This is a genomic window from Sphingobacterium sp. UBA865 (assembly GCF_002295765.1).
Taxonomy (GTDB): domain Bacteria; phylum Bacteroidota; class Bacteroidia; order Sphingobacteriales; family Sphingobacteriaceae; genus Sphingobacterium; species Sphingobacterium multivorum.
Genome location: NZ_DBGB01000023.1, coordinates 111,282 through 136,907, shown reverse-complemented (window position 1 = coordinate 136,907; position 25,626 = coordinate 111,282). Strand labels below are relative to the sequence as shown.

At 40.2% G+C, this 25,626-nt stretch carries 23 protein-coding genes and 1 pseudogene; 12 read left to right on the top strand and 12 right to left on the bottom strand.

The window, feature by feature from the left end; translation table 11 throughout:
* Window positions 1-173: 173 nt before the first annotated feature.
* A complete protein-coding gene (locus tag B2O97_RS13925) occupies window positions 174-479 on the top strand; it encodes a hypothetical protein (RefSeq protein WP_286767575.1) in 306 nt (101 codons plus the stop codon).
* Window positions 480-666: 187 nt separating this feature from the next.
* Here B2O97_RS13925 and B2O97_RS13920 read toward each other — a convergent pair whose 3' ends face one another.
* Window positions 667-921 (bottom strand): macro domain-containing protein, encoded by a 255-nt coding sequence (locus B2O97_RS13920; protein ID WP_286709593.1) that lies wholly within the window; start codon window positions 919-921, stop codon window positions 667-669.
* A 319-nt stretch (window positions 922-1,240) separates the two neighbouring features.
* Between B2O97_RS13920 and B2O97_RS13915 the strand changes: the two genes are divergently transcribed.
* A complete protein-coding gene (locus tag B2O97_RS13915) occupies window positions 1,241-1,621 on the top strand; it encodes a DoxX family protein (RefSeq protein WP_236560186.1) in 381 nt (126 codons plus the stop codon).
* 90 nt (window positions 1,622-1,711) lie between these two features.
* Here B2O97_RS13915 and B2O97_RS13910 read toward each other — a convergent pair.
* Window positions 1,712-2,050: pseudogene (locus B2O97_RS13910) on the bottom strand (metallophosphoesterase); the annotation flags it as partial.
* Window positions 2,017-2,463 carry a hypothetical protein gene (locus B2O97_RS13905; RefSeq protein WP_070560798.1) on the bottom strand — a complete coding sequence of 149 codons (447 nt, stop codon included), beginning with the start codon at window positions 2,461-2,463 and terminating at the stop codon, window positions 2,017-2,019. The gene B2O97_RS13905 and the pseudogene B2O97_RS13910, both read right to left, overlap by 34 nt.
* Before the next feature lie 216 nt (window positions 2,464-2,679).
* On the opposite strand from B2O97_RS13905, the gene B2O97_RS13900 reads away from it, so the two are divergent.
* Together B2O97_RS13900 and B2O97_RS13895 are read left to right on the top strand one after the other, a co-directional pair.
* Window positions 2,680-2,991 (top strand): hypothetical protein, encoded by a 312-nt coding sequence (locus tag B2O97_RS13900; RefSeq protein WP_053003998.1) that lies wholly within the window; start codon window positions 2,680-2,682, stop codon window positions 2,989-2,991.
* 51 nt (window positions 2,992-3,042) lie between these two features.
* Window positions 3,043-3,567 (top strand): CinA family protein, encoded by a 525-nt coding sequence (locus B2O97_RS13895; protein WP_083295736.1) that lies wholly within the window; start codon window positions 3,043-3,045, stop codon window positions 3,565-3,567.
* Between the two features lie 120 nt (window positions 3,568-3,687).
* On the opposite strand, the gene B2O97_RS13890 is transcribed toward B2O97_RS13895, so the two are convergent.
* A complete protein-coding gene (locus B2O97_RS13890) occupies window positions 3,688-4,869 on the bottom strand; it encodes a glycosyltransferase (RefSeq protein WP_115048573.1) in 1,182 nt (393 codons plus the stop codon).
* A gap of 459 nt (window positions 4,870-5,328) precedes the next feature.
* Between B2O97_RS13890 and xth the strand changes: the two genes are divergently transcribed.
* Complete coding sequence (xth, locus tag B2O97_RS13885; RefSeq protein ID WP_286767574.1) at window positions 5,329-6,114, top strand: exodeoxyribonuclease III; 786 nt, start codon at window positions 5,329-5,331, stop codon at window positions 6,112-6,114.
* Window positions 6,107-6,577 carry an NUDIX domain-containing protein gene (locus B2O97_RS13880; protein WP_070560792.1) on the top strand — a complete coding sequence of 157 codons (471 nt, stop codon included), beginning with the start codon at window positions 6,107-6,109 and terminating at the stop codon, window positions 6,575-6,577. Before xth ends, B2O97_RS13880 begins: the two co-directional genes overlap by 8 nt.
* A 30-nt stretch (window positions 6,578-6,607) precedes the next feature.
* On the opposite strand, the gene B2O97_RS13875 is transcribed toward B2O97_RS13880, so the two are convergent.
* The 6 genes from B2O97_RS13875 to B2O97_RS13850 all read right to left on the bottom strand — a co-directional run bounded on the left by B2O97_RS13875 (window position 6,608) and on the right by B2O97_RS13850 (window position 9,959).
* Complete coding sequence (locus tag B2O97_RS13875) at window positions 6,608-7,027, bottom strand: DUF6157 family protein (protein ID WP_286709591.1); 420 nt, start codon at window positions 7,025-7,027, stop codon at window positions 6,608-6,610.
* Between the two features lie 114 nt (window positions 7,028-7,141).
* Window positions 7,142-7,612 carry a hypothetical protein gene (locus B2O97_RS13870; protein WP_046676283.1) on the bottom strand — a complete coding sequence of 157 codons (471 nt, stop codon included), beginning with the start codon at window positions 7,610-7,612 and terminating at the stop codon, window positions 7,142-7,144.
* A 95-nt stretch (window positions 7,613-7,707) separates the two neighbouring features.
* A complete protein-coding gene (locus B2O97_RS13865; RefSeq protein ID WP_046676284.1) occupies window positions 7,708-8,202 on the bottom strand; it encodes an RNA polymerase sigma factor in 495 nt (164 codons plus the stop codon).
* A gap of 318 nt (window positions 8,203-8,520) precedes the next feature.
* Entirely contained in the window at window positions 8,521-8,919 is a 399-nt protein-coding gene (locus B2O97_RS13860) for a hypothetical protein (RefSeq protein ID WP_070560788.1), read from the bottom strand.
* A 56-nt stretch (window positions 8,920-8,975) separates the two neighbouring features.
* On the bottom strand, window positions 8,976-9,461 hold the full coding sequence (locus B2O97_RS13855) for an adenylyltransferase/cytidyltransferase family protein (RefSeq protein ID WP_070560786.1): 486 nt from the start codon (window positions 9,459-9,461) through the stop codon (window positions 8,976-8,978).
* Between the two features lie 15 nt (window positions 9,462-9,476).
* Complete coding sequence (locus B2O97_RS13850; protein ID WP_046676287.1) at window positions 9,477-9,959, bottom strand: adenylyltransferase/cytidyltransferase family protein; 483 nt, start codon at window positions 9,957-9,959, stop codon at window positions 9,477-9,479.
* A 196-nt stretch (window positions 9,960-10,155) separates the two neighbouring features.
* On the opposite strand from B2O97_RS13850, the gene treY reads away from it, so the two are divergent.
* The 5 genes from treY (at window position 10,156) to B2O97_RS13825 (ending at window position 23,417) form a co-directional block, all read left to right on the top strand.
* Window positions 10,156-14,358: a malto-oligosyltrehalose synthase gene (treY, locus tag B2O97_RS13845; protein ID WP_286767573.1), complete on the top strand. Its 4,203-nt coding sequence runs from the start codon at window positions 10,156-10,158 to the stop codon at window positions 14,356-14,358.
* Window positions 14,359-14,366: 8 nt separating this feature from the next.
* Window positions 14,367-16,475: a glycogen debranching protein GlgX gene (glgX, locus tag B2O97_RS13840; protein ID WP_286767572.1), complete on the top strand. Its 2,109-nt coding sequence runs from the start codon at window positions 14,367-14,369 to the stop codon at window positions 16,473-16,475.
* A gap of 15 nt (window positions 16,476-16,490) precedes the next feature.
* Window positions 16,491-18,308, top strand: coding sequence for a malto-oligosyltrehalose trehalohydrolase (gene treZ / locus B2O97_RS13835; RefSeq protein WP_286767571.1), 1,818 nt, complete (start codon window positions 16,491-16,493; stop codon window positions 18,306-18,308).
* Between the two features lie 403 nt (window positions 18,309-18,711).
* Entirely contained in the window at window positions 18,712-20,886 is a 2,175-nt protein-coding gene (locus tag B2O97_RS13830; RefSeq protein ID WP_286767570.1) for an ATP-binding protein, read from the top strand.
* A 341-nt stretch (window positions 20,887-21,227) separates the two neighbouring features.
* Window positions 21,228-23,417, top strand: a complete 2,190-nt coding sequence (locus B2O97_RS13825; RefSeq protein WP_286767569.1) for a catalase — start codon at window positions 21,228-21,230, stop codon at window positions 23,415-23,417.
* Window positions 23,418-23,506: 89 nt separating this feature from the next.
* Here B2O97_RS13825 and B2O97_RS13820 read toward each other — a convergent pair whose 3' ends face one another.
* A complete protein-coding gene (locus B2O97_RS13820; RefSeq protein ID WP_070560777.1) occupies window positions 23,507-23,980 on the bottom strand; it encodes an ankyrin repeat domain-containing protein in 474 nt (157 codons plus the stop codon).
* Window positions 23,981-24,281: 301 nt separating this feature from the next.
* Complete coding sequence (locus B2O97_RS13815; protein ID WP_115048587.1) at window positions 24,282-24,434, bottom strand: lmo0937 family membrane protein; 153 nt, start codon at window positions 24,432-24,434, stop codon at window positions 24,282-24,284.
* Window positions 24,435-24,843: 409 nt separating this feature from the next.
* On the opposite strand from B2O97_RS13815, the gene B2O97_RS13810 reads away from it, so the two are divergent.
* Window positions 24,844-25,344: an RNA polymerase sigma factor gene (locus tag B2O97_RS13810; RefSeq protein ID WP_046676293.1), complete on the top strand. Its 501-nt coding sequence runs from the start codon at window positions 24,844-24,846 to the stop codon at window positions 25,342-25,344.
* Window positions 25,345-25,626: the final 282 nt, after the last annotated feature.

The window sequence follows — 25,626 nt, the reverse complement described above, 5'->3', positions numbered from 1 at the left end:
ACCTGTATAGCCCATTTTATTCCGACTAATTTGTATCTTAATAAGCTGTATAGCCATCCGCAATTTCTTGTTTTAAGGCCTTAAATTGGGTTGTTAACTTGTTGGTCGTATTGGCTTAGAATCGCTATCAAAGGAATATTGCGACAGTTTTAAAAATAAGGAGAAAATACGAAATGAAAAAAAATATCGTCATTGCTATGTACTGTGTTGTGTTGTTTATGTCGTTTAACAGTGGCGGTGGAGATAGGGAAAATGATGAGGTTGCTGAGGTTGCTCATAGCGGAATAGCCCCGGTCGTAAAATCATACTTTCTCTACCATGAAATAAAAAATGTAGACTATGCTATCTATATCAATGATGTATTGGCAGGACAATCTCACGAAAATACTGGTATTCCGGGGCCCTATACGCTAAATCCGTATATAACTTCATCGGGCAAGCAATTTGTAAAAATGATCATATCTGCCAACAGTCGATAAAAAGAGATTACCCCAGAAATATTAAGAGAAATAGGTAAGAACGCAGGTATATATTTACTTCTAAATAAAGATTTTGAACATATAAGGGAACTCAAAAAACTGCAATTTCCACACATTGATAAGCCTGTTCCTTCCTATGAATATAGATGGGAATTTGAAGCGGAGTAGTCTTAGTTTTATGTTAGGTTTATATTACTATTTGATTGATCAGTAGAAAGTTATCATCGTCAAAACATACTATTTTGATCTGCTTAAGTGTTGTATCGGCCATCAGAAACGGTGTAATGACACCATTCCACACTGGTCCAACTGTATGAATTACATATTTAGCGGCTAGCTTGCCTGCAGTTGTGATGACGGCTTCACCTACCTTGCAGCCTCCTTGTTTAGCCACAATGTTACGGCATCCTTCCAGAATTTCCGGCCCACCGCAGCGATGAATAGTAACTACGGTTATTTTGTTGTTACTACGTGACGTTGGATTGATCTTAACTCAAATATATGAAAAAATAATTAGCAGGTTTAATTGGGGTATCGCAGGATAGCCGTTGTATTCAATGCCTCGCTTTAAAAAAATGAAAATAATATTGCGTAGTTACATAACTACATTTATATTTGTAGTCAAATAGCTACATAATAAAGAACGGTCAGTAAAAGAGCTGCTTTATTTTGGGTGGCAAGGATAATACCGGGTGTTGAAGATAGGAGAGGTGGCTAGGAATGTAAAGTAATTAACAGGATAATAAATAAATCAACGCATTATGAAAAGAAATCGGATAATTTATTGGATAGCAACCATATGGTTGGCTGTAGGGTTATTGTCAACTGCTATCATACAGATTTTTAAAATTCAAACAGAAGGAGCAGGTGGGATACAAAATATAGACCATTTGGGATATCCGAGTTATATACTTCCTTTACTAGGAATCTGGAAACTATTAGCTGTGGTTGCCTTGCTTTGGCCCAAAAGACCACTTTGGAAAGAATGGGCATATGCGGGTATTTTCTTTACGGCTACTGGTGCCTTGTATTCGCATATTGCATCGGGAGATTCTTTCGCTTTAATGGCTCCGGCACTATTATACATTATTCTAATTGCTACTTCTTGGTATTTCAGACCAGCCGATAGGAAATTCGATTAGAAATTGTGTTGAAATCTGTGATGAATTTAATGCGTTACCCGAAAATATGTACTGGGTGAAAAATCCATCAGGGATAGTATTTAATTTGCTTTAACCTTTACTCTTCAGGTGAAATATAGTGATCTCCGGTAGTATCCCAACTCGGCTTGGATAATCTAGATAACCGAAGCCAACATTTACGTACAGTGCCTGATGCTTTTCACGGTACAGGCCTGCCCATTCGCGGTAAGCATATTTGACCGGACTCCACTGATAATTCGGGTTGTTATAGCCGAATTGTCCCCCATGCGTATGCCCGCTGAAAGTGACGTCGATTGTGGGATATTTGGGTAGGATCTCTGCGCGCCAATGGGAGGGATCGTGTGAAAGCATCAAATTGATAGGCGAGGATTTATCTACTTTAGACATGGCCAGATCGATATTCCCATAATGATAAGTCGCGCTATTTCGATAGGTCGATAACACTGTAGCAAGGTTACTGTCGTGAATTGTGGGGTTTCCAACATTTTTGACAGTTCCTCAGGAGGCTTGCTATCAAAAATAAATGCATTAAGTGCTGTTGGTGGAGCCTGTATTTTTTCAAAATATTTTTTGCGCAATCGTGTTAAGCCAGTATGTTCTTTATGAGCATACGCAACGATCGGGTTAAATAGTGCATTTTGCTGTTCGGTCGTTAAGGTCGAATCCGTTATTTTACTTCCTATTTCAGTAATAAACTTCAAAAATTCCTTTTGCGTCTTTTCCTTTTGATTCCTCAGTTGGCGATCAAAACTCTGTCCTGTACAAGTGAGTGCCATTAATACGAAAAGTACATTTGACAGCGCTATTTTTGAATATATCATGTGCTGATAGATTTTATCTCAATGTTAGTATGCAAAGATCGTCCTTTTACTTAACATGCATATCATCTAAAATGTTTATGCTAAAGTTAGCTTAGATAACGAAGGAATATTAATTTATTACAAACGATCTTTGGTTAGAAGCTGTTTGGTTTTTAGAGACATTTGGATTGGGCAATTCCAATCCATTCGTACCGGGTCAGGGAAATTTAAACCATTATGGACAATAAAAATAAGGAACAAATGACGACAGCATATTTGCAAATTGTGTTAAAAATGAATTCTTCCAATAGGGGGGAATTGACAAGTACATATAATAAGTTCAAAGATTTATTTCGAGAACAAATAAAAGGAGCGAAAACACAGGAGCTACTCTTCAGTGATGAGGATATACAGCTCTTATATGGCTTTGATACTTATGAAGATGCTGAGGCCTTTTTGTCAACAGAATTATACAATAATATCATCCTCGTTGCACTAAAGCCACTAATAAGCAATAATCCTGAGATTAAAATATACCATGTGGCATAAAGATAGCGTAGGCAATGCCTTCATATGTAGATGACCTTATATTAATATATAATGAAAATAGAGTTTCCAGAATTGTTACTGCGCGAAGTCGCTCAAAATCTCAAAGATGCTAAAGATCGTATTGCCGTTGCTGAAAGTGTGACAGCGGGATTGTTGCAGTTAGCCTGTTCACAGATGGAGGGAGCAATGGAAGTTTTCGCTGGGGGAGTGACCACCTATACGATCAATGCTAAGATAAAAATACTAAAGGTAGATGCAAAGGAAGCCGAAAGATGCGACTGCGTATCTCCGAAAATTACCGAAGAAATGGCACTTGCAGTAAGCAACCTGTTTGGTACAACATGGGCTATTGCCACAACCGGATATGCAACAGCCGTGCCCGAATCAGCTGGTAAATTGTTCGCCTATATTTCAATTGCTGAAAAGGACAAGATTATATCTACCGAAAAAATTGAACTTCAATCGAGCGTCAAAATGGAAGAAGCGCAGGCCATTTATACCATAAAGGCATTCGAAACTTTAAATAGGCTATTACGACTAAATAGGGTGAGTAAAAAGTCAAGCCAATCCGTTTGAGAATTGATTATCCGAAAGGCTGTTGAATTGGATGGGATGTACATAAAATAGTAAAAAGGAAGGGCTGTCCACGTTAATCACTGCCCTGAAAAGTTAGACTCCTCGGACAGCCCTTTAACTTTATGCTTCTCTTTTCAAATCAAAAGAGAGGTATTTTTCATAATCAATTAAAGATCTCACCGGTGTTGTTACTCCATTTAGAAGTTCGATATACATTTTTGCTACGTTTTTCCATACAGTTTGTTCTCCGTAGCTGCGTGCTTTGAAACGATGCCAAGCGAGTAGTCGATGGGAGGTATACAATAATTTGATGTTGCCACGCATGGATTCTATGTCGTTAAACGGAGTGAGAATGCCACGATCATCTTTCAATAGATCTTTGGCATGCCAGTAAGGAGTGGAGATAACTGCAGCTCCCGCGCCTACTGCAAAAGATAAGGTTCCACTGCTTATTTGTTGTTCGTGAGGGTATGGGGATAAGTATATATCGCATGCCGTCAGATACTCTTTAAGTTCTTCATCCGTTAAGAATTTATCAATAAAAACAACTTTATCCTGTAAACCTAGTTGATCAACTAAATTTTGAAGTTCGAATCGGTAAGATTCACCTTCATGGGCAAGCACATTGGGGTGTGTTTTTCCAACAATCAAGTATTTGAATCCAGGAAGATCGATACCCGACAGGGATTTTATGGCATATTCAAGCCCTTTACTTCTTCCGATTAAACCAAAAGTCATCATCACAAAGTTTTGCTGTAAATTCAACCTGTACTTGGCTAACCCCTGATTATAGTCAAACTGCGGCACGCCATGCGGTATAACTTTAATTTTATCCGTAAGAGCCGAATCAAATTGCTCCTTTAACAATTCTACTCCTTTTGGCGATAAGCTGACAACCACCTGAGATTTTTCCAGAAGTAATTCCATAATTTCTTTCTGCTGCAATGAAGGGGTTTGCAGAATAGTATGAAATACGGTTAATAATGGTATAGTAAGATTGTTGGCGATTTGTGTGATGAAAATACCGTCGGCACCACCAAATATTCCAAATTCATGTTGCACAATACAATAATCATATTCCTCATTGATGATACGAGCTGCTTGATGATAACTATCAAGTCGATCCCGAAAGATGACAAAGCGTACAGATTCATTAAAATCCTCTAATCCATGTTTAGATAAAGCGATGATGTCAATTTGTACAGTAGGATCGAATTCCATACCTTGTTTAAGGTCTTTCGTAAAAGTTGCTAACCCACATTCTTGAGGCGGACAAGTACTGATGATTGCTATTTTTTTCATATGATTTAACCCTCCTTTACTGTATTTTGTACTTCTTCAACTGGAAGATCCAAAATGGCCATTAGCAATAAATAGTAGCCTTTTTCCAAACCTATTTTTTTTGCTTTCTTTTCAATATTTTCCATATCCGTACGCTATTTGAGTGTAAATTCTTTTGATGTAATTGAAACAAAATTTATACCTAAAGGATGTTTATGAAGCTTTAACCGTAGTTTTTGAATAGAAATAGCGTAGGGTAGCTAAGGAACTTCCGAAAAATACAGGTTAAATACGTATTTATAGCGTTGGAGAAATGAATTTATAGTCGTATCACTTAAATAGTCATTTAATCCCATACAAATTTCATAAATAAGTGCTGTTTTGCTAAAGATGTTCAATTTTCCTCGCTTAAATTTTTCTTAGCAGTTTCAAACAATAAAGAGGTTCCTTTGGTTGTTTATTTAAGTTAAAAATGAGTTCATGAAAATAGCTACCTATAATATTAATGGTATCAATGCGCGTCTACCAGTCTTGCTTCGCTGGTTGGCCGAAGAATCGCCTGATGTTGTATGCCTCCAGGAGTTGAAATCTCCGCAGGAACGTTTTCCACTGAAACAAATTAATGCCATCGGATATCATGCCGTTTGGCACGGTCAAAAAAGCTGGAATGGGGTTGCGGTTCTTTCTAAATATGAGATCGAAGAAATCTCTAGAGTGCTTCCAGGTGATGCCGAAGATGTTCAAAGCCGTTATTTGGAGGTTATGATCCAGCAAGTCGCGATTTGCTGTCTTTATCTGCCCAATGGGAACCCATTTCCCGGGCCCAAATTTGAGTATAAATTGACGTGGATTGAGCGCTTAGCTAAGCGGGCCAAAACGTTGCTTAGTATGGATATTCCAGCGATACTCATCGGCGATTTTAACATTATTCCAACTGAAATGGATACCTATAAACCTGAAAAATATGTCGACGATGCATTGTTCAGAAAGGAGGTTAAAGAGGCTTTCAGTCAACTTCTTGAAGCGGGCTGGCAGGATGCGATTCGTCAGCTTTTTTCGGATCAGCAGGTGTATACGTTCTGGGATTACTTTCGTCAGGCTTATAGTCGAAATGCCGGTTTGCGTATAGATCATATCCTATTAAGCCCTTCAATTCAGAATCGTTTGATTGAAGGCGGTATTGATCGCCATGTTCGCGGCTGGGAAAAGAGCAGCGATCATGCCCCTACATGGATTCGGTTACGGAATAGCAGCAACAATGGCTAAAAAGATAAATACCAGTGCTGGATTGTTATTGTATAAATTTGAGGCGCTAGAAATTTATTTTTTCTTAGTACATCCTGGTGGTCCCTATTTTACGAAAAAAGATGAAGGCTCTTGGACAATTCCTAAGGGAGAAATCGATTTGTATGAAGATGAACTTGAAGCAGCCAAAAGGGAATTTATTGAAGAGACAGGCTATCTTCCCAGCGGAAATTTTATTGCGCTACAAGCTATTCAACAGAAAGGAGGAAAAATAGTTAAGTGCTGGGCAATTGAAGGAGATATAGATCCTGCTGATCTGGTAAGCAATACCTTTGAAATGGAATGGCCGCCGAAATCCGGAAAAATGCAAACTTATCCAGAAGTAGATCGCGGAGGTTGGTTTACATTTGCGGAAGCTAGGAAGAAAATAAACGAACGGCAGATTTCTTTTTTGGAGCAATTGATTGCTCATGAGAAATGTTAATTTTTTCAACACCATTTTATTGTGCAAGTGCTACCTAGTAGACCTCATTGCTTTAACTTTCGCTGTATTATCATCCGCTACAAACTTCTGATAAATTGCTGTTTCCATTCCATATAGAGCGATCCTGCCTTCACTATTACTATGAATCCCATACCCATAGGTTTTTGTAAGGGGGGAAGCTCGCAGGCAAGCTTGTCCTCTTGAGAAAAAAACTGCTCTTGCTTCGGGATACTCATCTGGCGTTAGATCCCTTCTTTCCGCATAGACTTGGAAAATAATATCGTCAGATGTATACTGATAAGGTGCAGAGGCGATTAATTCATATTGTCGTTCAGCAACGGTTTTATTGCTTTTTGATGGTGGAATAGTGCCCTTAACTACTTTGGTATCTGCAGCAGCTTCAATCAATGTGTTAAAATAATTGGTCGAATGGATTTTCATAATTTTCATCTTTCTTTAATCAATGGAGCCGTAAGGATAACGACAAAAATAATAGGATATCTTACGATTTGAAAGTGAATCGCAAAATATCCTATGATTTATTGATTATTTTGCTCGTATGTTCTAGAGCGCAGCTTTAATAGCGGCTAAACAATCCGATTGGTATTTCATGATGTTATCTTTATCCGAAGCAGATATTTTTCCATCAGCAAGACTTTTTTCGATCTCGTTTTTAATATCCAACAGTGATTTCTCTTTATCCAACGCTTGATCTGCAGACTCTGCATTGATGCGATCCACCCAAGTTTTACCTAATTTTGTATAAAGCTCCTTGGCTTTATCATTGGAAAGGACAGGGGCTGTCACTGAAGCAATGGCTGCATTAGCCGCCGCTTTATCGGAATAAACAACAGCTTCTGCATCTTTCGTCGCAGCATCTTCGGAAGTTTTCATTGCCTCTTCATTGGCGTCGGCTGCTTTTTCCTCCGCATGCTCCATCTTCTCAGCCGCCTTTTCCTGCGGTGTTTGATTATTACACGAAACTAAAATCGCTGCGGTAGCTAGTGAAGCAAGTAATGTTTTGTTTGAAATCATAATATTTATTTATTTAGTGATAATGTTTAAATAACAAGATTTATTTGTAAATAGTTTTAATTTTTATTTTTTTATAATTTAATATATGCCGTGTATTAATGATATATTGCTAACTGCTTTTGCATGGTCTTTCGAATAAAATGAATGCGTGTTTTAATAGTGCCTTCAGGCATCTGCATGTATTCGGCGATTTCATGATATTTATAACCTTCTAGGAACATGTTGAAAATTTCATAATTATCTTCGGAAAGCTGACGCAATGCTTTTTGGATATCATCCTGGATAAATTTGCTGCTGCTTAAATTTGTTGAAACAGAATCCGCACTGGCTAAAGCTGCATACTCATGGTGATAGTTCTCAGTACGTTTTGTTTTTCTGTAATGGTTAATATAAATGTTGCGCATAATCACATACAACCATGAGCCCACCTTAGGATTATGTATAAGCTTTTCGATGGATTTTAATGCATTAACCATGGTGTCCTGTATAAGATCATTTTTAATCTCCGGATCTGAAGTAAATTGCGAAGCGAAATTTTTGAGTAGGCTTCTTTTTTCTTTAAAAAATGAGTTTATCTCGATGTGCTGCATGTTGTTATTTTCTAAATGTTACGGCAATTATAGAACAACAACAGTGCAGATTTTAGTCAAAATGCTTCGTGTTGGAACGCTGAAACGATCTTTAGGTAAATATTACGGAAGATGTAATTTATACTTAATATTGGTCATGACTGTTCATTATCAGCATGTTAGAATCACTGTGTGAGTCGCGCCAACATAATCAGCTAAGGATTTAAAACCGTATTAAATTTTTGCGATTGGAATTTTCTCGATAATACCCCAAAGTACACGTTATTTATACGCTTATCTCAGGTATTTCATTAAAAGACGAAGCCATCACTTGTTATACTAATGTGCGTTCATGAAGGGAGCGCGTACTGTTAGATTCCTAATCTGTGTAAAAAGCTGGAGAATCTCTATGTTTGGGGCTACATAGGCATCAACAAACCGTTGACATCGCTTCGCTTCTTTTAGCTGAGTTTGATCCACAAGAACAATAACGATCAGGTTTGGATAGCGATTATTTAGAAGCGAAAAGAAAAGGGCGGTATCTTTAAATACCAAACGATAATCGAGCAGCAGCAATTCAGGCTTTTCATGAATGAGAGAATTGCTGCTAATAGATTCAAGAGATGCTGCTTCCAGGACAACCCTTGCGGGACTTTGTACATGTTCAGAAAAGAGGATGCGATAGGCAAACAACTGCTTTCTTAAACTCGTAATAATACCGATATTGATTTTTTTCATAACGAACGATATTGTTATTGTTTACAAGCCTGCAGTATCTATATTTCATTGCTCCTTTATTGGGGTGTAGTTGAAATAATATTTGCGGAATGGCATTTTAAACTTGCGCCAAAACTCCTTTCCGCCTTCTCAATTTCTTTTTCACTCACAATTTTTCGAAGCGACTGACTTGAAAATCGGTTTTTGTTCTTGGTATAACAAATTTCAATTCCCTCTGAAATACAATAATCTCTGCCTGAAAAATCAACCATCTTATAGTCTTCCCCTATAAAGAATTTGTGGACAGGTAGTGACTGAAGCATATCTGTAATGTCGTGATCCGATTCAAAAGGGATGATTTCATCAACAAACTGACAGCCTTCCAATTTGATGAATCTTTCGACCATGGTCTGAGCCGTGTCATGGCCATCAGCTTCCTGTACATTTGAATCGGTTTTAAGTCCCACAATGAGATAATCACACTGACTCTTCGCTTCCTGTAGCGCAACGATATGGCCTACATGCAACATGTCAAATACGCCGAAAATAATACCTATAATCATATTTTTACTATTAGTTTATGCGTTTATGCGCTTTAACGCGTAATTAGCCCCATCGTTTATACTGACCACGGCGCCCTTACTAGTGTTTTCCTTCGATGCAATTATTCTCCGCAAAGACGAACTCGAGAACCTGTTTTCCCGTCTATTGAAATAAAGTCGTATCCCTTTTTCTTCGCAATACTGTCTGCCTGTAAATGCCTTATCCATATATTCATCACCCAAAATGCGAACATGTATTTTGTATGAACGTAAAACATCTTCGAGGTCCTGCTCAGTAGCGTAAGGGATAATCATATCCACATGTTTACATGCCTTTAATTGCATATAGCGTTCAAATACCGATTGTGTCGGCTTGTTTTTTTCTGGACGATCCAGCGTTGGATCTGTCTGCAGACCGCAAATCAGAAAGTCGCACTGTTCTTTGGCATCTTCGAGCATCTTAATGTGACCTGCATGAAGCAGATCAAAAGCGGAAAACGTAATTCCTATTTTTTTCATATTATAATAATTTAAACTGCAATTATTGAAGAAGTACAGGTAGAACGCAGCTCAGAAAGATTCGTTTTAATTTTAAATTATTTTTTTGCCTTATTATTTTCAACCCCCTTCCATCTCATTTCAACTTCCCTTTTTTGAAAAACGATTGAACTAAAATGGCTGGCTGGCGTTCTGAACTAAAATGAAATCCAGCACTATGCAGACGAATAGAAATGTATCCATTAATAAGCCAAATACAACCTACAGAATTCAATTTCATAAAGCGTTTAACTTTGCTGATTTTAAAGCCATAATTCCTTACCTGCTTAATCTAGGTATAGATACGATTTATGCTGCACCTATTTTACAATCAACGCCGGGGAGTGTCCATGGCTATGACGGTGTTAATATGCATCAGATAAATCCAGAATTAGGTACACTCGACGAGCTCAGGGCTATTAAGAAACAATTAAGAGAATCCAATATCAAATGGATTCAGGATATCGTTCCAAATCACATGGCATTTCATCCAGCGAACGAATGGCTCATGGATTTGCTGGAATTTGGACAGTCATCAACATTTAGCCGTTTTTTTGATACCTGCTATAGTTCGAATTTATTTGAGCAGGGAAAATTAATGGTACCTATATTAGCAAAGACTTTGGATGAAGCAATATCAGACAATGAAATTACAGTCGTTTTTTCCGATGATAGTCTTCGACTTTCTTATCAAGGAAATGTTTATCCAATTTCACCAGAATCCTATGGCTTTATATTGGGCGATTATTTACGGAACACACAAGCCGATTTTAGCGGCCTTTTGGTTCAGATAAATACCGCTCAAGCCAATGGAGATAACGAAGAGTGGAAGCAGTTGCGAATACACATCTTTAAAGGTCTCTCAGGCGAGATACTTACGTCTACGCTGCAACGCTTTAATGCGGATCCCGATCGTATTCTTGAATTGGTAACTAGTCAGAATTATGAGCTTTCTCCTTGGTGGCATACACATAAACGAATAAATTATAGACGTTTTTTTACGGTCAACGAACTAATTTGTTTAAATGTGCAGGACGAAGAAGTATTCAAGCAGTCTCATGAGCTAATCAAAACACTCGTTGACGAGGGGCTGATTGATGGACTCCGCATTGATCATATCGATGGACTTTATAATCCCACAGCCTACCTCTACAATTTGAGAAAATATATCGGTCCAAAAACGTATATCGTCGCTGAAAAGATACTGGAGAAAGGAGAGAAGCTCCCGATCGACTGGCCTATACAGGGAACAACGGGCTATGATTTTTTATCAGTTTGTAATAATGTATGTTCCTGCCAGTCGGGAAAGAAAATATTGAATAACTATTATCGCAAAGTTACTGGCGAAAACTTATCAATTAAAAAAGATCAATATGCAAAAAAATGTAAGATTCTTACAGATCAGATGCAGGGAGAGCTCGACAATCTTGCCAAATCGTTAGCATCACTTCTGGGTGTTGTTGACCAAGAGAAGCGGGATGCGCTAAAGGACATTTTAAAGTCCTTTATTGCACTTTTTCCGGTCTATCGGCTTTATGATGATTGCTTTCCATTGTCAATAAGGAACTTCGAACTTGTGTCTTCACTTTTTGAAAAGTTGATGAAGAACCCCGAGCTCGACCAAGAGCTGGTCGATCAATTTCGAAATCAGTTTCAGCAAGCGCAGGTAGCTTATCAATCGCCGAACCAAACTGCTTTAGCCGATTTCTTTCTCCGCTGCATGCAATTGACTGGGCCAGTAATGGCAAAAGGGGTAGAAGATACCTTGATGTACACCTACAACCGGTTTATTGGACATAATGAAGTGGGTGACCATCCACAGAATTTAGGGCTTAGTATCAAGCAATTTCACCGATTTATGCAGGATCGGCAAAAAGATTGGCCACTGTCAATCAACGCCAGTTCAACACACGACACCAAGCGAGGGGAGGATTCACGGAGCCGCCTTTTGGTCCTAACTGCTATGGCGCAAAAGTGGGTAAAACAACTGCGCATTTGGCAGGATGTGGTCTGGAATGAATATCGAAAGGACCTTCCGCACCCAAATGATGAATATTTCATCTATCAGTCTTTGGTCTCCTCTTATCCAATGGAGAAACAGGATGCGAAGGCATGTGCAGCATTTGAAAAACGTTTCTTGGACTACTTGGTGAAATACCTTCGCGAAGGTAAAGAACGCTCAAGCTGGGAGAATCCAAATTTAGTTTATGAAGCTTCAGTTCGGGACTTCGCTTCTTTTTTGCTGGACAAAGACCGTCCTTTTTTTACGAGCTTTTATCAATTTATTGAGGCAGTCGCTGATTATGGAATATTGAATTCACTTATTCAGCAAATTTTAAAGTTTACTTGTCCTGGTATACCCGATATCTATCAGGGATCAGAACTTTGGAACTATAGCTTTGTTGATCCCGACAACCGACGACCTATAGCTTATGAATTAAGTAAAAGTCTCCTCGACACGATCGAAGAGACAGCCAAAGAAGAGCGAATTCCATTTTTATGGCGAAATAGACACGATGGAAGAATAAAGCTTTGGTTGATAAAGGAATTGGTGAAACTGAGAAAGGACGATCATACACTTGCACCGGATAGCAGCTATATTCCACTGAAGGTGACTGGTCGATATAGGAAACATATATTGGCCTTCGCACGTAGGTCAGGGGATGAGTGGTTAGTGGTGATTTTACCGCTACATCTTGCCGCTATTGGTAAAATCTCAAAATTTGTGCCCTGTTCATTTGATTGGTCCGATACAAAAGTTCATCTCTTAACTCATCGTTCTGTGACTTGGCAGCATGTTTTGATGGATAGCAGTGGCGAAGGCACAGAAATTCCTATCCATGCTATTTTTAAGGATCTTCCCATGGCGATCTTAAAATATAAAGATTCCACTCAGAAAAGGAGTTCCGGTATATTGTTGCATATAAGCTCATTACCGTCACCTTATGGGATCGGAGATCTCGGGAATGAAGCTCGCCGTTTTGTTAAACAGCTCCAACGTGGTGGCCAAAGCTGGTGGCAGATCCTTCCATTGGGGCCTACAGACTTAGCACAATGTTATTCGCCTTATAGCACGCTAAGTAGCAGGGCTGGAAATCCCTTACTCATCGATTTAAAGGAATTATTAAAATTTGGCTTGCTGAATAAGGATGAATTAAAGACCTTGAAAATGAAGGGCTTGCAAACAATAGATTTCGCGGAAATAAACAGCTCAAAATATCGGCTCCTTGAAAATGCATTCCATCGTCTTCCAGCGCAGCCTACGCATGAATTTACCGAGTTTGTAGACCGCGAATCTTCCTGGCTTGATGATTATGCACTCTTCAAAGTTTTGAAAAATAGACATGACGATCGTCCATGGTATCAATGGCCAGCGCTTTATAAGCTTCGCGATAGCGCAGCGCTGGAAGATTTCGCCACTCGATTTGCAGATGAATTGCAACAGGAAAAATGGTTTCAGTTCCTATTTTTTAGGCAATGGAGTGCGTTAAGAAACTATGCGCGTGATTATGGGATTAGGTTTATAGGCGATATCCCATTTTATGTTGCCTATGATTCTGCCGATGTGTGGGTCAATCCGCAGTACTTTTCATTAAAAGCAGACGGTACTATAAATCATGTTGCGGGGGTACCACCCGATTACTTCAACGCCGACGGCCAATTATGGGGTATGCCAACCTATAATTGGATCTCACTTCAAAAAGATGGTTATCAATGGTGGGTGGAACGTTTGTCACATAACTGTACGCTATTCGATACGTTACGGCTTGACCATTTCCGAGCATTTTCTTCCTATTGGGAAGTGCCCCATGAAGAAACTTCCGCAAAAAATGGAAGCTGGGTTGTAGGGCCTGGGTCGGATTTTTTTGATCATGTGAAAACTTCGTTGGATCATATGCCTTTTATCGCCGAAGATCTTGGTGACATAGACGCTAAGGTATATCAGCTACGTAATGAATATAATTTTCCGGGAATGGCCGTATTACAATTTGCTTTTGGCAACGATATGCCCCGTTCACCTCATATCCCGCATCAATATAACCGCAATACTGTCGCCTATACGGGCACCCACGACAATAATACTTCGCTGTCTTGGTTTAATCAAGATCTCGATGGAGCGGGCAAAGAAAGGATCAATAATTACTATGGGCAAATCGTTGAAAATACAAATCTAAATGATGTCCTCATACGTTCACTCTACGCATCCGTTGCAGACAGCGTCATTATCGCGATGCAAGATATCCTGAATCTTGATGGATCTTGCCGCATGAACCGTCCCGCCAGCACAGCTGGCAATTGGGTATGGCGTATGCAAAAAGGGGCATTTGCAGCAAACCACCAGGAAAAATTAGCTTACTACACGAAATTATACAACCGTTAAACATACAGATGGAAACAAAAATTTATACCGGAAGCCCTTATCCATTAGGAGCTACTTACGATGGGGAAGGGGTTAACTTTGCCCTTTTCTCCGAACATGCTGAGGCTGTTGAACTTTGCCTCTATACTAGTTCCGATGAGGAGGAAGTCGCAAAATTTAAAATAACCGAGAAGACGCACCAAGTGTGGCATATCTATCTCTCGGGAATTAAGCCAGGACAACGCTACGGCTATCGGGTACATGGTCCGCACGATCCATCGCAGGGACACCGTTTTAACCCCCATAAATTGTTGATTGATCCGTATGCAAAAGCAATATCAGGTACTGTACAATGGGATGATGCTTTATTCGCGTACACTATAGGGGAGGACGATATGAGCTTCGATACAACGGACAACGCTCCTTTTGTCCCCAAAGCTGTTGTTATTGATAACAAATTTGATTGGGGGAACGACAGTCCGCCGCGGGTACCGATGCATCAGAGTGTGATTTATGAAACCCACGTAAAAGGTTTTACAGCGACACATCCTGACATTCCCCAAGAAATAAGAGGAACCTATGCTGCTTTGGCACATCCTGTTGCTATAAATTACCTGAAAGAACTGGGTATTACTGCCGTCGAATTGTTGCCGATCCATCATTTTTTGACTGACCGTCATTTAAAGGACAAAGGACTCACTAACTATTGGGGATACAATAGCATCGGTTTTTTTGCTCCCGATGTGCGCTATTCCGCTTCAGGTACACATGGTGAGCAGGTTATGGAATTTAAAAAAATGGTCAAGGCCTTACATGATGCCGGTATCGAAGTGATCCTCGATGTTGTCTACAACCATACCGGCGAAGGTAACGAAATGGGGCCAACACTGTCTTTTAGAGGGATTGATAATGCTTCTTATTATCGCTTGGCGGAAGATCCACGGTATTATATGGATTTTACCGGAACTGGCAATACCTTAAATACACGTCAACCCAATGTATTACGTCTGATTATGGACAGTCTGCGCTATTGGGTTGAGGAAATGCATGTTGACGGGTTCCGCTTTGATTTGGCATCAGCATTGGCACGGGAGTTACACGAGGTCGATAAATTAAGTTCATTCTTTGACGTTATTCATCAAGATCCGGTGATTTCACAGGTTAAACTCATTGCGGAACCTTGGGATATCGGAGAAGGCGGCTACCAAGTTGGCGAATTTCCTGCCGGCTGGGCAGAATGGAATGGAAAATACCGTGATTGTATCCGAGATTATTGGATCGGGGCAGATAGCATGATTGCTGAATTTGCCAATCGCCTTACAGGATCCTCCGATTTATATAGGGGAGATAATCGAACACCCTCCGCCAGCATTAATTTTATTACTGCACACGATGGATTTACACTTCATGACCTTGTATCGTATAACGATAAGCACAACGAAGCCAATGGCGAGGATAATCAAGATGGTGAAAGTCACAATCGCTCCTGGAACTGCGGGGTCGAAGGACCTACAGAGGATGCTACAGTTAATAGCCTAAGACAAAAACAAAAACGAAATATGCTGGTGACCTTGTTCCTGTCGCAAGGTGTGCCTATGCTCGTCGCTGGCGATGAACTGGGCAGAACACAGCAAGGCAACAATAATGCGTATTGCCAGGACAATGAGATCTCTTGGCTGGACTGGACCAGCGTGGATGGAACTTTATTGGATTTTACTAAAAAATTAATTCATTTTCGCCGTGAACATCCTGTATTCTGCCGTCGTAAATGGTTTCAAGGTATACCCATTCGTGGTACGGGTGTCGAGGATATCGTATGGTTTCTCCCAGACGCATCTGAGATGGATGATCATCATTGGCAGGAGGATTATGCCCGTTCCCTTGCTGTATTTCTCAATGGTCAGGGAATTCGATCAGTAGACACCGCTGGTAATAAAATAGTGGATGCCAATTTTTACCTTTTATTTAATGCCCATTGGGAAGATGTCGCCTATAAACTCCCTAGTGAAATCTATGGGGCTTCCTGGAATAAGATCATAGATACGAATAGCGATAGGATAGGTGATTTTGTGGAGTTTCCAGCTGGGGATACGGTTTTAGTTCCCTCGCGCTCGATTCTTTTATTTCAATCACAATAGAGCGACCACTGGATTATGAGCAAAACAGGAATTAGACAATTAGGAGTTCAATACAATGGTGCGCTATGGGAGATTCGCGTATGGGCGCCAAATGCAAAGAATGTCTATTGCATGCTTTATAATATGGGTGTCGAAATACCGCTAGAGCAGCAAGCCTACGGTTATTGGTATGCCGAAAGTGATCTAATCCGTGCGGGCGATTTGTATAGAATACGGGTAGACGACAACGAATTTCCTGATCCGCTTTCTCGTTCACAACCGGAAGGTGTTCATGGACCGTCTCAAGCTGTAGACCTCGCTTTTTCATGGACCGATCAAGACTATCAGCCGCCGCAACAATCAGATTTTATCATCTATGAGCTTCATGTCGGTACATTCTCGTCGTCCCATGACTTTGATGGAGTTATCAAAAAGATTCCTTATCTGAAAAATTTGGGAATAACTGCTATCGAAATCATGCCGATCGCTCAATTTCCCGGAGAGAGAAATTGGGGTTATGATGGCGTATTTCCATTCGCGGTACAGCATTCTTATGGTGGCGCTTCCGAATTGCAACGGCTAGTTAATGCCTGTCATGAGGCTGGTATAGCTGTAATTCTCGATGTGGTCTATAATCATGTGGGCCCCGAAGGAAACTATTTTGCGCAGTATGGTCCTTATTTCACTGAGAAATATCGAACGCCCTGGGGCGATGCACTCAATTATGACGACCGTTTCTGTCACGGACAGCGGGATTTGGTAGTCAACAATGTACGGATGTGGTTTGAAGACTTTCACATTGATGCGCTGCGTATGGATGCAGTACATGCGATCAAGGATTTCAGTCCAATTCACATCCTTCAGGAAATCCGTGCGGAAACGGATAATGTGATCGCTAAAACAGGGAAAAATCGATATCTCTTTGTTGAGTGCGATCTTAACGACAGAAGATTTTTAGACCCCTTGGCAAAAAATGGTTTTGCGATGGATGCGCAGTGGCTAGATGAGTTTCACCATGCCTTACGCGTAGCCGTAGGCGAACCAAAAAAGGGCTATTATCGGGAGTTTAATGGCGTGGAAGATCTGGCAAAAGCCTACGAGAAGGCCTATGTTTTTGATGGGAACTATTCTTTCCATCGCGAGAAATTTTTTGGAACAGATACGGCGGGTATTCCGGGCGATCGCTTCATTGTTTTCAGTCAGAATCATGATCAGGTCGGCAATAGGATGCTGGGTGATCGTGCGGCCTCGCTTTACGCCAGAGAAATAACACGTCTTATGACTTTTGCTGTATTCATGTCGCCCTATCTTCCGCTACTATTTATGGGCGAAGAATGGGGGACAGTGCGACCTTTTCCGTATTTTATCAGTCACAGTGATCCAGAGCTGGTAGAGCTGGTGCGGGAGGGCCGCAAGCGGGAGTTTGAAGATTTTCTCACAGATCACGAGGTTCCCGATCCACAGGATGAAACAATATTTAGGCAAGCTGTGTTGGATTGGGACGAATTGAACAGGCAACCATATCAGCAACAGTTGTCCTATTATAAATCGTTGATCGCATTTCGGAAAAGCAATCCGTTGTTAAAAAATATGCAACGAAGTGATATCAGGACTGAGTGCCTCTGTGATAAGAAGGTACTTAGTATCTATGTGGAACAAAAGGAGAGGCAAATGATTATCCTGATGAACTTTTCAGCTCATTTACAACATGTCAATCTACCAGCAGCTGTGCAATGGACCTTGTCATTTGATACCACTGTACCGGACGCCGACCTTTTGGCAGAGACTGACGCTGTTGCAGTGCAGGACTGTTCCTTATTACCATGGTCAGGGTATGCTTACACTTCGAAATAGATCGTTTTGGAAAGATTTAAGTGAGTTGATCTTCAGGAATGAAAGCTATTAAAAGATAAAAACAAATTATTCAAACAACTTCGTTAAAAGTATTGTTCCTTATTTAAATACGGCTTGTCCAGTCGTGAAGAAAGTTTTAAAAGCTAGGTCCTTTCCAACCTAGCTTTTTTATTTTTAAAAGGAACAATTGCTTATGGTTTTGAATACCAGTGGTTTGAACGATCAGCTATTCAGAATAAATTTTAAACAAACGTTTGATCTGTTATTCGTCGCAATTTTTTTTTATCTTAGCCTAAGATATGACATGTTTGAAGAGGGGTGCTAGATTTATAATGTATGGCAAATTATCTCTTTCGAGAATTTCCTATTATTAGCGAATTAAATGATTAAAAACTAGCAAACTATGCGTCAACTGGAGTGTCACGAAGAGAAAATCCACCTATGCGGTAAGATCCAGTCTTTCGGTTTCCTTTGTATTTTTGATGAGAGCGGATGTATTGCCGCAAGTGAAAACTTAACTATCGTTCTTGATATTCCCATGAAGGAAATCCTCGGACGCTCTATTGCTCAGCTATTACCATTGCTATCGTCCGAAAAGGAGTTGAATCTTAAAGAGATTGAAACGCAAATTAGAGGAGAGATCTTTACACGTTTTGTGGAGCGTATCCGCATTAAAAATGTAGACTATTACCTGAGTATTTACCAGTACGACGAGCGGACATACCTTGAAATAGAAATCTGTAATGAAAATCATTTAAAAGCGACGCGATTATTTTATTATGCGAAGTACCTTGAAGAACGTCATGGCAATGCTTGGCAATCATTGACTGTACTGATCCGTCAGATTATTGGTTTTGACCGAGTTATGGTATACCGTTTCGAGGAGGACAATAGCGGACAGGTCATTGCAGAGTCCATCGCAGATGGAATGACCCCATTGATGGGGTACCGGTATCCGGAATTTGATATTCCGGCACAAGCACGAGAACTCTATGTGAAGTTTCTTGCGCGCCACGTAGCTGATGTTGATGGTCCGACTATTGCTATACAGGGTTTGGAGGCTGCTGAGGTAGACTTGACGCGCTGTAGCCTCAGAGCATTATCTCCAGTACATTTACAATATCTTAAAAACGCAGGAGCACGGGCCAGTGCCAGTTTTTCTATCGTTATCGAAGGAAAACTTTGGGGCTTGGTGGCGTGCCAGAATAGCGAGCCTTTGAATGTTGATCTCGCCCAACGTCATTTATGCGCTTTTTTAACGCAATACGCTATAAACTACTATCTTTCAGAACATCAAAAAGAAAACCTGGTAGCACAAACCATTATGGGTGTTATGGAACGTGATCTGAAGTCTGAGTTATTAGTTAATAGCGATATTGGAATTGTGCTTGAACGCTTTGCACCACAAATTCTAGAAATTGCGGGCGCAGATGGACTAATGATCAAGCACGACCGGGGTTCTAAAAGTTGGGGCGATGTACCCACTGAATTGCAGTTGCGTGAGATCGATCGCTTTATAGAAGAAGAAGGGCAAAATGATTTATTTTTTACATCAAACTTTGTCTATGGTGACAGTGCCCCCCCGCAACCGGTTATATTGCCTGGCATTTTGCGGATAAATATCCTTCCCAGCAATAAATGGCACATCTATTTATTCCGCAGAGAACATGTTTACGAAGATGTATGGGCTGGAAAACCCGAAAAAATATATCATTACGATCCTGAAAAGAAAGTTGAATTTCCATCTCCACGGACATCTTTTGAAGCTTGGCGTGAAAAGATGAAAGGCAAGTCTATCCAGTGGAAACGTGCCGAGCTTTCTTTTATGGAGAAAGTCGCACAAATAACCCAACAAGCTATTGCCCAGCGCGGCGGAGAGATTGCTCAGCTCAATAAAGAACTTGTCAGGTCCAACAATGCCTTGGATACATTTGGCTATACATTAACCCATGATCTTAAAAATCCACTTTCATCGATAAAGCTTGCTGCCCAGATGATGTTGATGAAAGATGATCTTCCGAAGGATATGTTACGCAAAATGGCACTAAATATTATGGATGCTACCGCGCTGATCACTGAAATGATGGACAAGGTGTATCAGCTAACGCAATCGAATTATGTTGCCTTCAAAACGGAACTGATCGATCCACGGAATAAAATTCTTAACATTCTCGAAAGCTGTAAGCAGCAGTTTGAAAGCGCCCATCTTGAGTTTGTTTTGGGAGAAACTTTGCCGATTTTAGGGGAAAGAACACTGTTATACCAGTTGTTCTTAAATCTGATCAGCAATGCCATAAAATATAGCAGTAAAAAAGATCGCCCGAGAGTCGAGGTATATAGTGAAAAGCAGGGACATTTCGTTAACTACTATATTAAAGACAATGGTATCGGAATGGATATTAAGGATGATAGTAATATATTCGATATTTTTAAACGCTTGCCGAACTCGCAGAGATTTGAAGGTTCGGGAATTGGACTCTCTATTGTAAAACGCATCATAGATCGTCTCGAGGCAAAAGTCACCGTCGATAGCGAGCTTAATATAGGTACAACTTTTTGTATAACATTTAAAGTCTGATAGACATATAAAAATTCGATAAACAAAAAAAGGAGCCCTAAAGCTCCTTTTTTTGTTTGAACGTAGCAGCAACCTTTAACAGCGGTAGAGTTGCTATCCGCCGTACCTACTTTAAACAAGGTTCATCCAGTCTATACTTTCCCTTATTAATGGGCCATCCGATCTTCTTGGAGAGAAAATTTAAGAACACTTTTAGAATTAAAACAAACGATTAGTCGATTGGAAAAGTTCCTATATGAAATGGTGAATATTGCCCGTCCAGATGGATATGCAAAAGTTATAGCTGAATTTTCTTCAAAGTTTATACGACAAACGATGTTTAAACCCAAAAATCGATTATAATGAAAAAAAAAGAATTGAAGACTGAACAAGTTGATCCAGTGGAAAATAAAAAGGTCAACGCCCTAAGACCACATACGGCGGACGCCACAGGACAGCAAATGACCACTGATCAGGGAGTCAAGATCAATGATGACCAAAATTCGCTGCGTGCTGGAGATCGGGGCGCTACGCTTTTGGAAGATTTTATTCTCCGAGAAAAGATCACACATTTTGACCACGAGCGCATTCCCGAACGTGTTGTACACGCAAGAGGTTCGGGCGCGCATGGCGTATTCAAACTATACAAGCCTTTAGCTGAATGGACAAAAGCGGGTTTTCTTAATGATATCGAAACTGAAACCCCAGTGTTTGTGCGTTTCTCTACGGTTGCTGGTTCGAGGGGGTCGACGGATCTTGCCCGCGACGTTCGTGGTTTTGCTGTCAAATTTTATACACAAGAAGGTAATTTCGATCTGGTGGGTAATAATATGCCTGTATTCTTTATTCAGGATGCAATGAAGTTCCCCGATCTTGTTCACGCTGTCAAGCCTGAACCCGACAATGAAATTCCACAAGCGGCTTCTGCCCATGATACATTTTGGGACTTCATTTCTTTAATGCCTGAGTCGACGCACATGATTATGTGGCTGATGAGTGATCGAGCAATACCGCGTAGTTACCGCATGATGGAGGGGTTTGGTGTTCATACTTTTCGGTTGATCAATACCAATGGTGAATCGCACTTTGTTAAGTTTCATTGGAAACCACTGCTTGGTGTCCATTCAGTCGCATGGGATGAAGCTCAAAATATATCCGGTAAAGACCCCGATTTTCATCGAAGGGATCTCTGGGACGCCATTGAAAACGGTGCATTTCCAGAATGGGAACTCGGCATACAGGTCATTCCCGAATCTGACGAATTTAAGTATGACTTCGACCTGCTAGATTCAACGAAGATTGTTCCTGAGGAGTTGGTGCCTGTTCAGCCTATTGGAAAAATGACTTTAAATCGAAATCCCGATAATTTCTTTGCCGAAACGGAGCAGGTTGCCTTTCATATTGGCAATATTGTGCCAGGAATTGATTTTACAAATGATCCGTTGTTGCAAGGGCGATTGTTCTCTTACACAGATACCCAACTTATTCGTTTAGGTGGACCTAATTTTCATGAAATTCCGATTAATAGGCCCATCTGTCCTTCGCACAACAATCAGCGTGACGGATTTATGCGGCAAAGGATTGATCGAGGTAAGACGAGCTATGGACCAAATTCATTGGGGAATAATGATCCTGCGCAGGTAGGCGAGGCAGATGGTGGTTTTAAAAGCTATCAAGAGCGTATTGATGCCAGAAAAGTGCGGGCTAGGAGCGATAGTTTCCGCGACCATTTTAGTCAAGCAAGGCTGTTTTATAATAGTCAGTCTGAGCCGGAAAAAAATCATCTTGTAGATGCGTTCAGTTTTGAGCTGGGTAAAGTGAAGGCCGTTTCGGTAAGGCAGCGCATGATCGGTATACTGTCGCTGGTCGATCAGGGGCTGGCAGCTGAAGTTGCGTTTGCCTTGGGATTACAGGTGCAAAAAGAAGTTGAAAAGCCGATTAATAAAAGCATCCCAGCAGATGCCGATCCTTCCGATTATGAGCCTATTCAAGTCAAGGAGCAATTAAAAAAATCGGCGGCTTTAAGTATGCAAAATACGATAAAAGATACGATCAAGAGTCGAAAGATCGCCGTGCTTGCTGCCGATGGAGTAGATACGAAATCATTTCAGGCCGTGGCAGATGCGATCCGGGCTGCGGGTGGAATTGTCCATGTTATTGCACCTAAGCTCGGGGAGGTTACGGGCACGGACAACAAGAAGATCCCTGTTGAAGAAAGCTTTTTAACGGGAGCATCGGTGCTGTATGACGCCATATATATACCCGGAGGAAAGGATAGCGTAGCTACACTGCAGTCCAATGCCGATGCTGTCCATTTTCTAAATGAAGCGTTCAAACACTGTAAAGCAATTGCCGCAGATATCGAGGCAAGTCCGGTTTTGGAAGCGACCTATTTTTTTAGCAAGGTATACCAAGAGTTTTCAGCGGAGACTGTGCTTGATGACGGAATTATAGTTGATCAGGATCCGAAGTCCTTAGTGGATAAATTCATTAAAGCAATTGCCCAACACCGGTTTTGGGAGCGGGAAAAATCGCGCAAAGTGCCTGCGTAGTATCTAAATAATATCCAATGTAGAAATATGCCCCAAAAAGTTTTATACTATTTGGGGCATATTTGTGGACCATCCTATTTAAATAAATACTAATGCTGTAGCAGTGTGAGTGCGGTATCATTTCCCTGTTGCGCGGCGAGGTCTAACACCGACAAGCCACGGGTATCGAGTAGCCTGGTATTTGCACCATTGTCAAGTAGAAGCTTAAGTACTTCATTTCTGCCAAACATGGCTGCAAACATCAGCGCGGTGCCACCGTTCCCATGTTGCAGGTTTAAATTTGCGCCATAACCGATTAATAATTTGGCAATATCATGATAACCTTTAAAAGCAACACCCATCAGGGCTGTGTTTCCACCGTTATCCTGTGCATTTACATCGGCACCAGCTTCCAATAGTAATTGGGCTGCAGCCAGCTTATTGTTATAACAGGCAATGATCAATGGGGTATAGCCTTTGCCATCCCGTGTATTTACATCGGTATTCTGATTGATCAATTCACGTAAGACTTCGAGATTGCCCAGTCGGGCGGCATGAATCATGATTTCTGAGTTTTGTGTCATAGTGGTTCAGTTTATATCGTAAAAAGCGTTAAATGGGATCGGCAAAAATGCTTCCTGGCGTTCCTTTTTAATTTGAACAAAACTGGGAACCGAAACGTTTGCGCTCATTAGATGTTTTGAAAAGCTTAATTAAAATGTCAAGGTATTATTCTTACCTCAGCTACAAATGAAGAACATAAACTTAGCGACAATATCACACTATTCTTTTTGCTATGGATTGAATACCGAGTCTGTAAATCTTTAAAACAAACAAAGCCGAACGTAGTTTACGTTCGGCTTTGTTTCATCTTTTGAGTTCAGTTTAAGCAGCACCACGAATTACACGTAATAAAACGACAATAATGGCAATGACCAATAACACGTGGATGATATTTCCCGTAGCGTAACCTCCAAAAAAGCTTATCGCCCAAATGATGACCAATATAACGGCGATGATGTACAATAGATTTCCCATAATTTGATTTTTTTATTTAGAACAGCTTTCGAATAGTGATAGTTTGCTTTGATATCGTATTTCGATCAATTGCGTGTTCAGTTTTCTCAACAACTGTATACAATGTTCATCTGAATATAAAATGCTAAAACGCAGAATAAACGTATTTCTAACATTTCAGCAGTAAATAAATACCTTATTATCTTTTTTTATTAGTTGCTTATTTTTTGATCATTATTTAAAATAAATGTCAAAAAGCTATTAAACTTTGCTTAATTAGCTTTATAAAATAGGAAAACGTATTTCTACCCTCAACGCTGCTATTTATTTTTTGGCGCAAATGGAGCTTCAAATCTAGCATCCTTCTTGTTACCTCTGTTCATGTAAAACCATTTTAAACAATCAGTTGAAAAAAGAAAGAGGATAAGTTATGAACAACTACAATTTAAATGTACTCATCAACGAAAAAAGAAGTTTGCTTAATCATTTTGCTGCTAAATTTACAGCTGATCCGGATGAAAAGGAAGATTTGATCCAAGAAACCTGGATAAGGGCATTGAAGTCCATAGACAACTTTGTGCAGCATCCGAAGTTAATGAGCTGGCTATATGTGATTATGAAGCATACGTATATTAATAAGTATAGAAAAGCCAAGCGCGTGACGGAAATTCAGGATAATTATATTGCCTTAGAAAGTACCAACACGTCTGAACTCAATAAAGGGATCAATAAGTTTATGGCCGAAGACATCGAAAAAGCGATGACCAGTCTTACGCCCGAAAATTATGAAATTTTCCGTCTATTTTTAGATGGTTATAAATACCATGAAATCGCTTCCTATTTTAATATGCCAGAAGGCACTATAAAGACCAGAATTCACATGGTACGTAAAAAGCTGCAAAAACAGCTCAAAGTTTATCGCTTAAATTAACTGTTTCGACGACTATAAATAAAAGCTAGGCTTCAATTGTCTAGCTTTTATTCCTCGAAAGAGGACATTTTGCTTTGCGATAAACGCTGTGGTAAAGTCAATCAGAATATCAAAATCAACTTCTTCAATAGCAGTTTTATCGTATCTACAGGAGTGTTGGAGATCGACACAACCTGTCACTCCGCGATAAAAATATTTTTCATGTAGATGCTTTTTTACCTAGCATAACTGTCAAGGGGATGTATTGTTTTTTGAAAATAAGTTCTCGGAAACTGTTTCACT

Coding starts and splice junctions, on each gene's coding strand:
- B2O97_RS13925 (WP_286767575.1), top strand. CDS start 174: ATGAAAAAAAATATCGTCATTGCTATGTACTGTGTTGTGTTGTTTATG.
- B2O97_RS13915 (WP_236560186.1), top strand. CDS start 1,241: ATGAAAAGAAATCGGATAATTTATTGGATAGCAACCATATGGTTGGCT.
- B2O97_RS13905 (WP_070560798.1), bottom strand. CDS start 2,463: ATGATATATTCAAAAATAGCGCTGTCAAATGTACTTTTCGTATTAATG.
- B2O97_RS13900 (WP_053003998.1), top strand. CDS start 2,680: ATGGACAATAAAAATAAGGAACAAATGACGACAGCATATTTGCAAATT.
- B2O97_RS13895 (WP_083295736.1), top strand. CDS start 3,043: ATGAAAATAGAGTTTCCAGAATTGTTACTGCGCGAAGTCGCTCAAAAT.
- B2O97_RS13890 (WP_115048573.1), bottom strand. CDS start 4,869: ATGAAAAAAATAGCAATCATCAGTACTTGTCCGCCTCAAGAATGTGGG.
- xth (WP_286767574.1), top strand. CDS start 5,329: ATGAAAATAGCTACCTATAATATTAATGGTATCAATGCGCGTCTACCA.
- B2O97_RS13880 (WP_070560792.1), top strand. CDS start 6,107: ATGGCTAAAAAGATAAATACCAGTGCTGGATTGTTATTGTATAAATTT.
- B2O97_RS13875 (WP_286709591.1), bottom strand. CDS start 7,027: ATGAAAATTATGAAAATCCATTCGACCAATTATTTTAACACATTGATT.
- B2O97_RS13870 (WP_046676283.1), bottom strand. CDS start 7,612: ATGATTTCAAACAAAACATTACTTGCTTCACTAGCTACCGCAGCGATT.
- B2O97_RS13865 (WP_046676284.1), bottom strand. CDS start 8,202: ATGCAGCACATCGAGATAAACTCATTTTTTAAAGAAAAAAGAAGCCTA.
- B2O97_RS13860 (WP_070560788.1), bottom strand. CDS start 8,919: ATGAAAAAAATCAATATCGGTATTATTACGAGTTTAAGAAAGCAGTTG.
- B2O97_RS13855 (WP_070560786.1), bottom strand. CDS start 9,461: ATGATTATAGGTATTATTTTCGGCGTATTTGACATGTTGCATGTAGGC.
- B2O97_RS13850 (WP_046676287.1), bottom strand. CDS start 9,959: ATGAAAAAAATAGGAATTACGTTTTCCGCTTTTGATCTGCTTCATGCA.
- treY (WP_286767573.1), top strand. CDS start 10,156: ATGCAGACGAATAGAAATGTATCCATTAATAAGCCAAATACAACCTAC.
- glgX (WP_286767572.1), top strand. CDS start 14,367: ATGGAAACAAAAATTTATACCGGAAGCCCTTATCCATTAGGAGCTACT.
- treZ (WP_286767571.1), top strand. CDS start 16,491: ATGAGCAAAACAGGAATTAGACAATTAGGAGTTCAATACAATGGTGCG.
- B2O97_RS13830 (WP_286767570.1), top strand. CDS start 18,712: ATGCGTCAACTGGAGTGTCACGAAGAGAAAATCCACCTATGCGGTAAG.
- B2O97_RS13825 (WP_286767569.1), top strand. CDS start 21,228: ATGAAAAAAAAAGAATTGAAGACTGAACAAGTTGATCCAGTGGAAAAT.
- B2O97_RS13820 (WP_070560777.1), bottom strand. CDS start 23,980: ATGACACAAAACTCAGAAATCATGATTCATGCCGCCCGACTGGGCAAT.
- B2O97_RS13815 (WP_115048587.1), bottom strand. CDS start 24,434: ATGGGAAATCTATTGTACATCATCGCCGTTATATTGGTCATCATTTGG.
- B2O97_RS13810 (WP_046676293.1), top strand. CDS start 24,844: ATGAACAACTACAATTTAAATGTACTCATCAACGAAAAAAGAAGTTTG.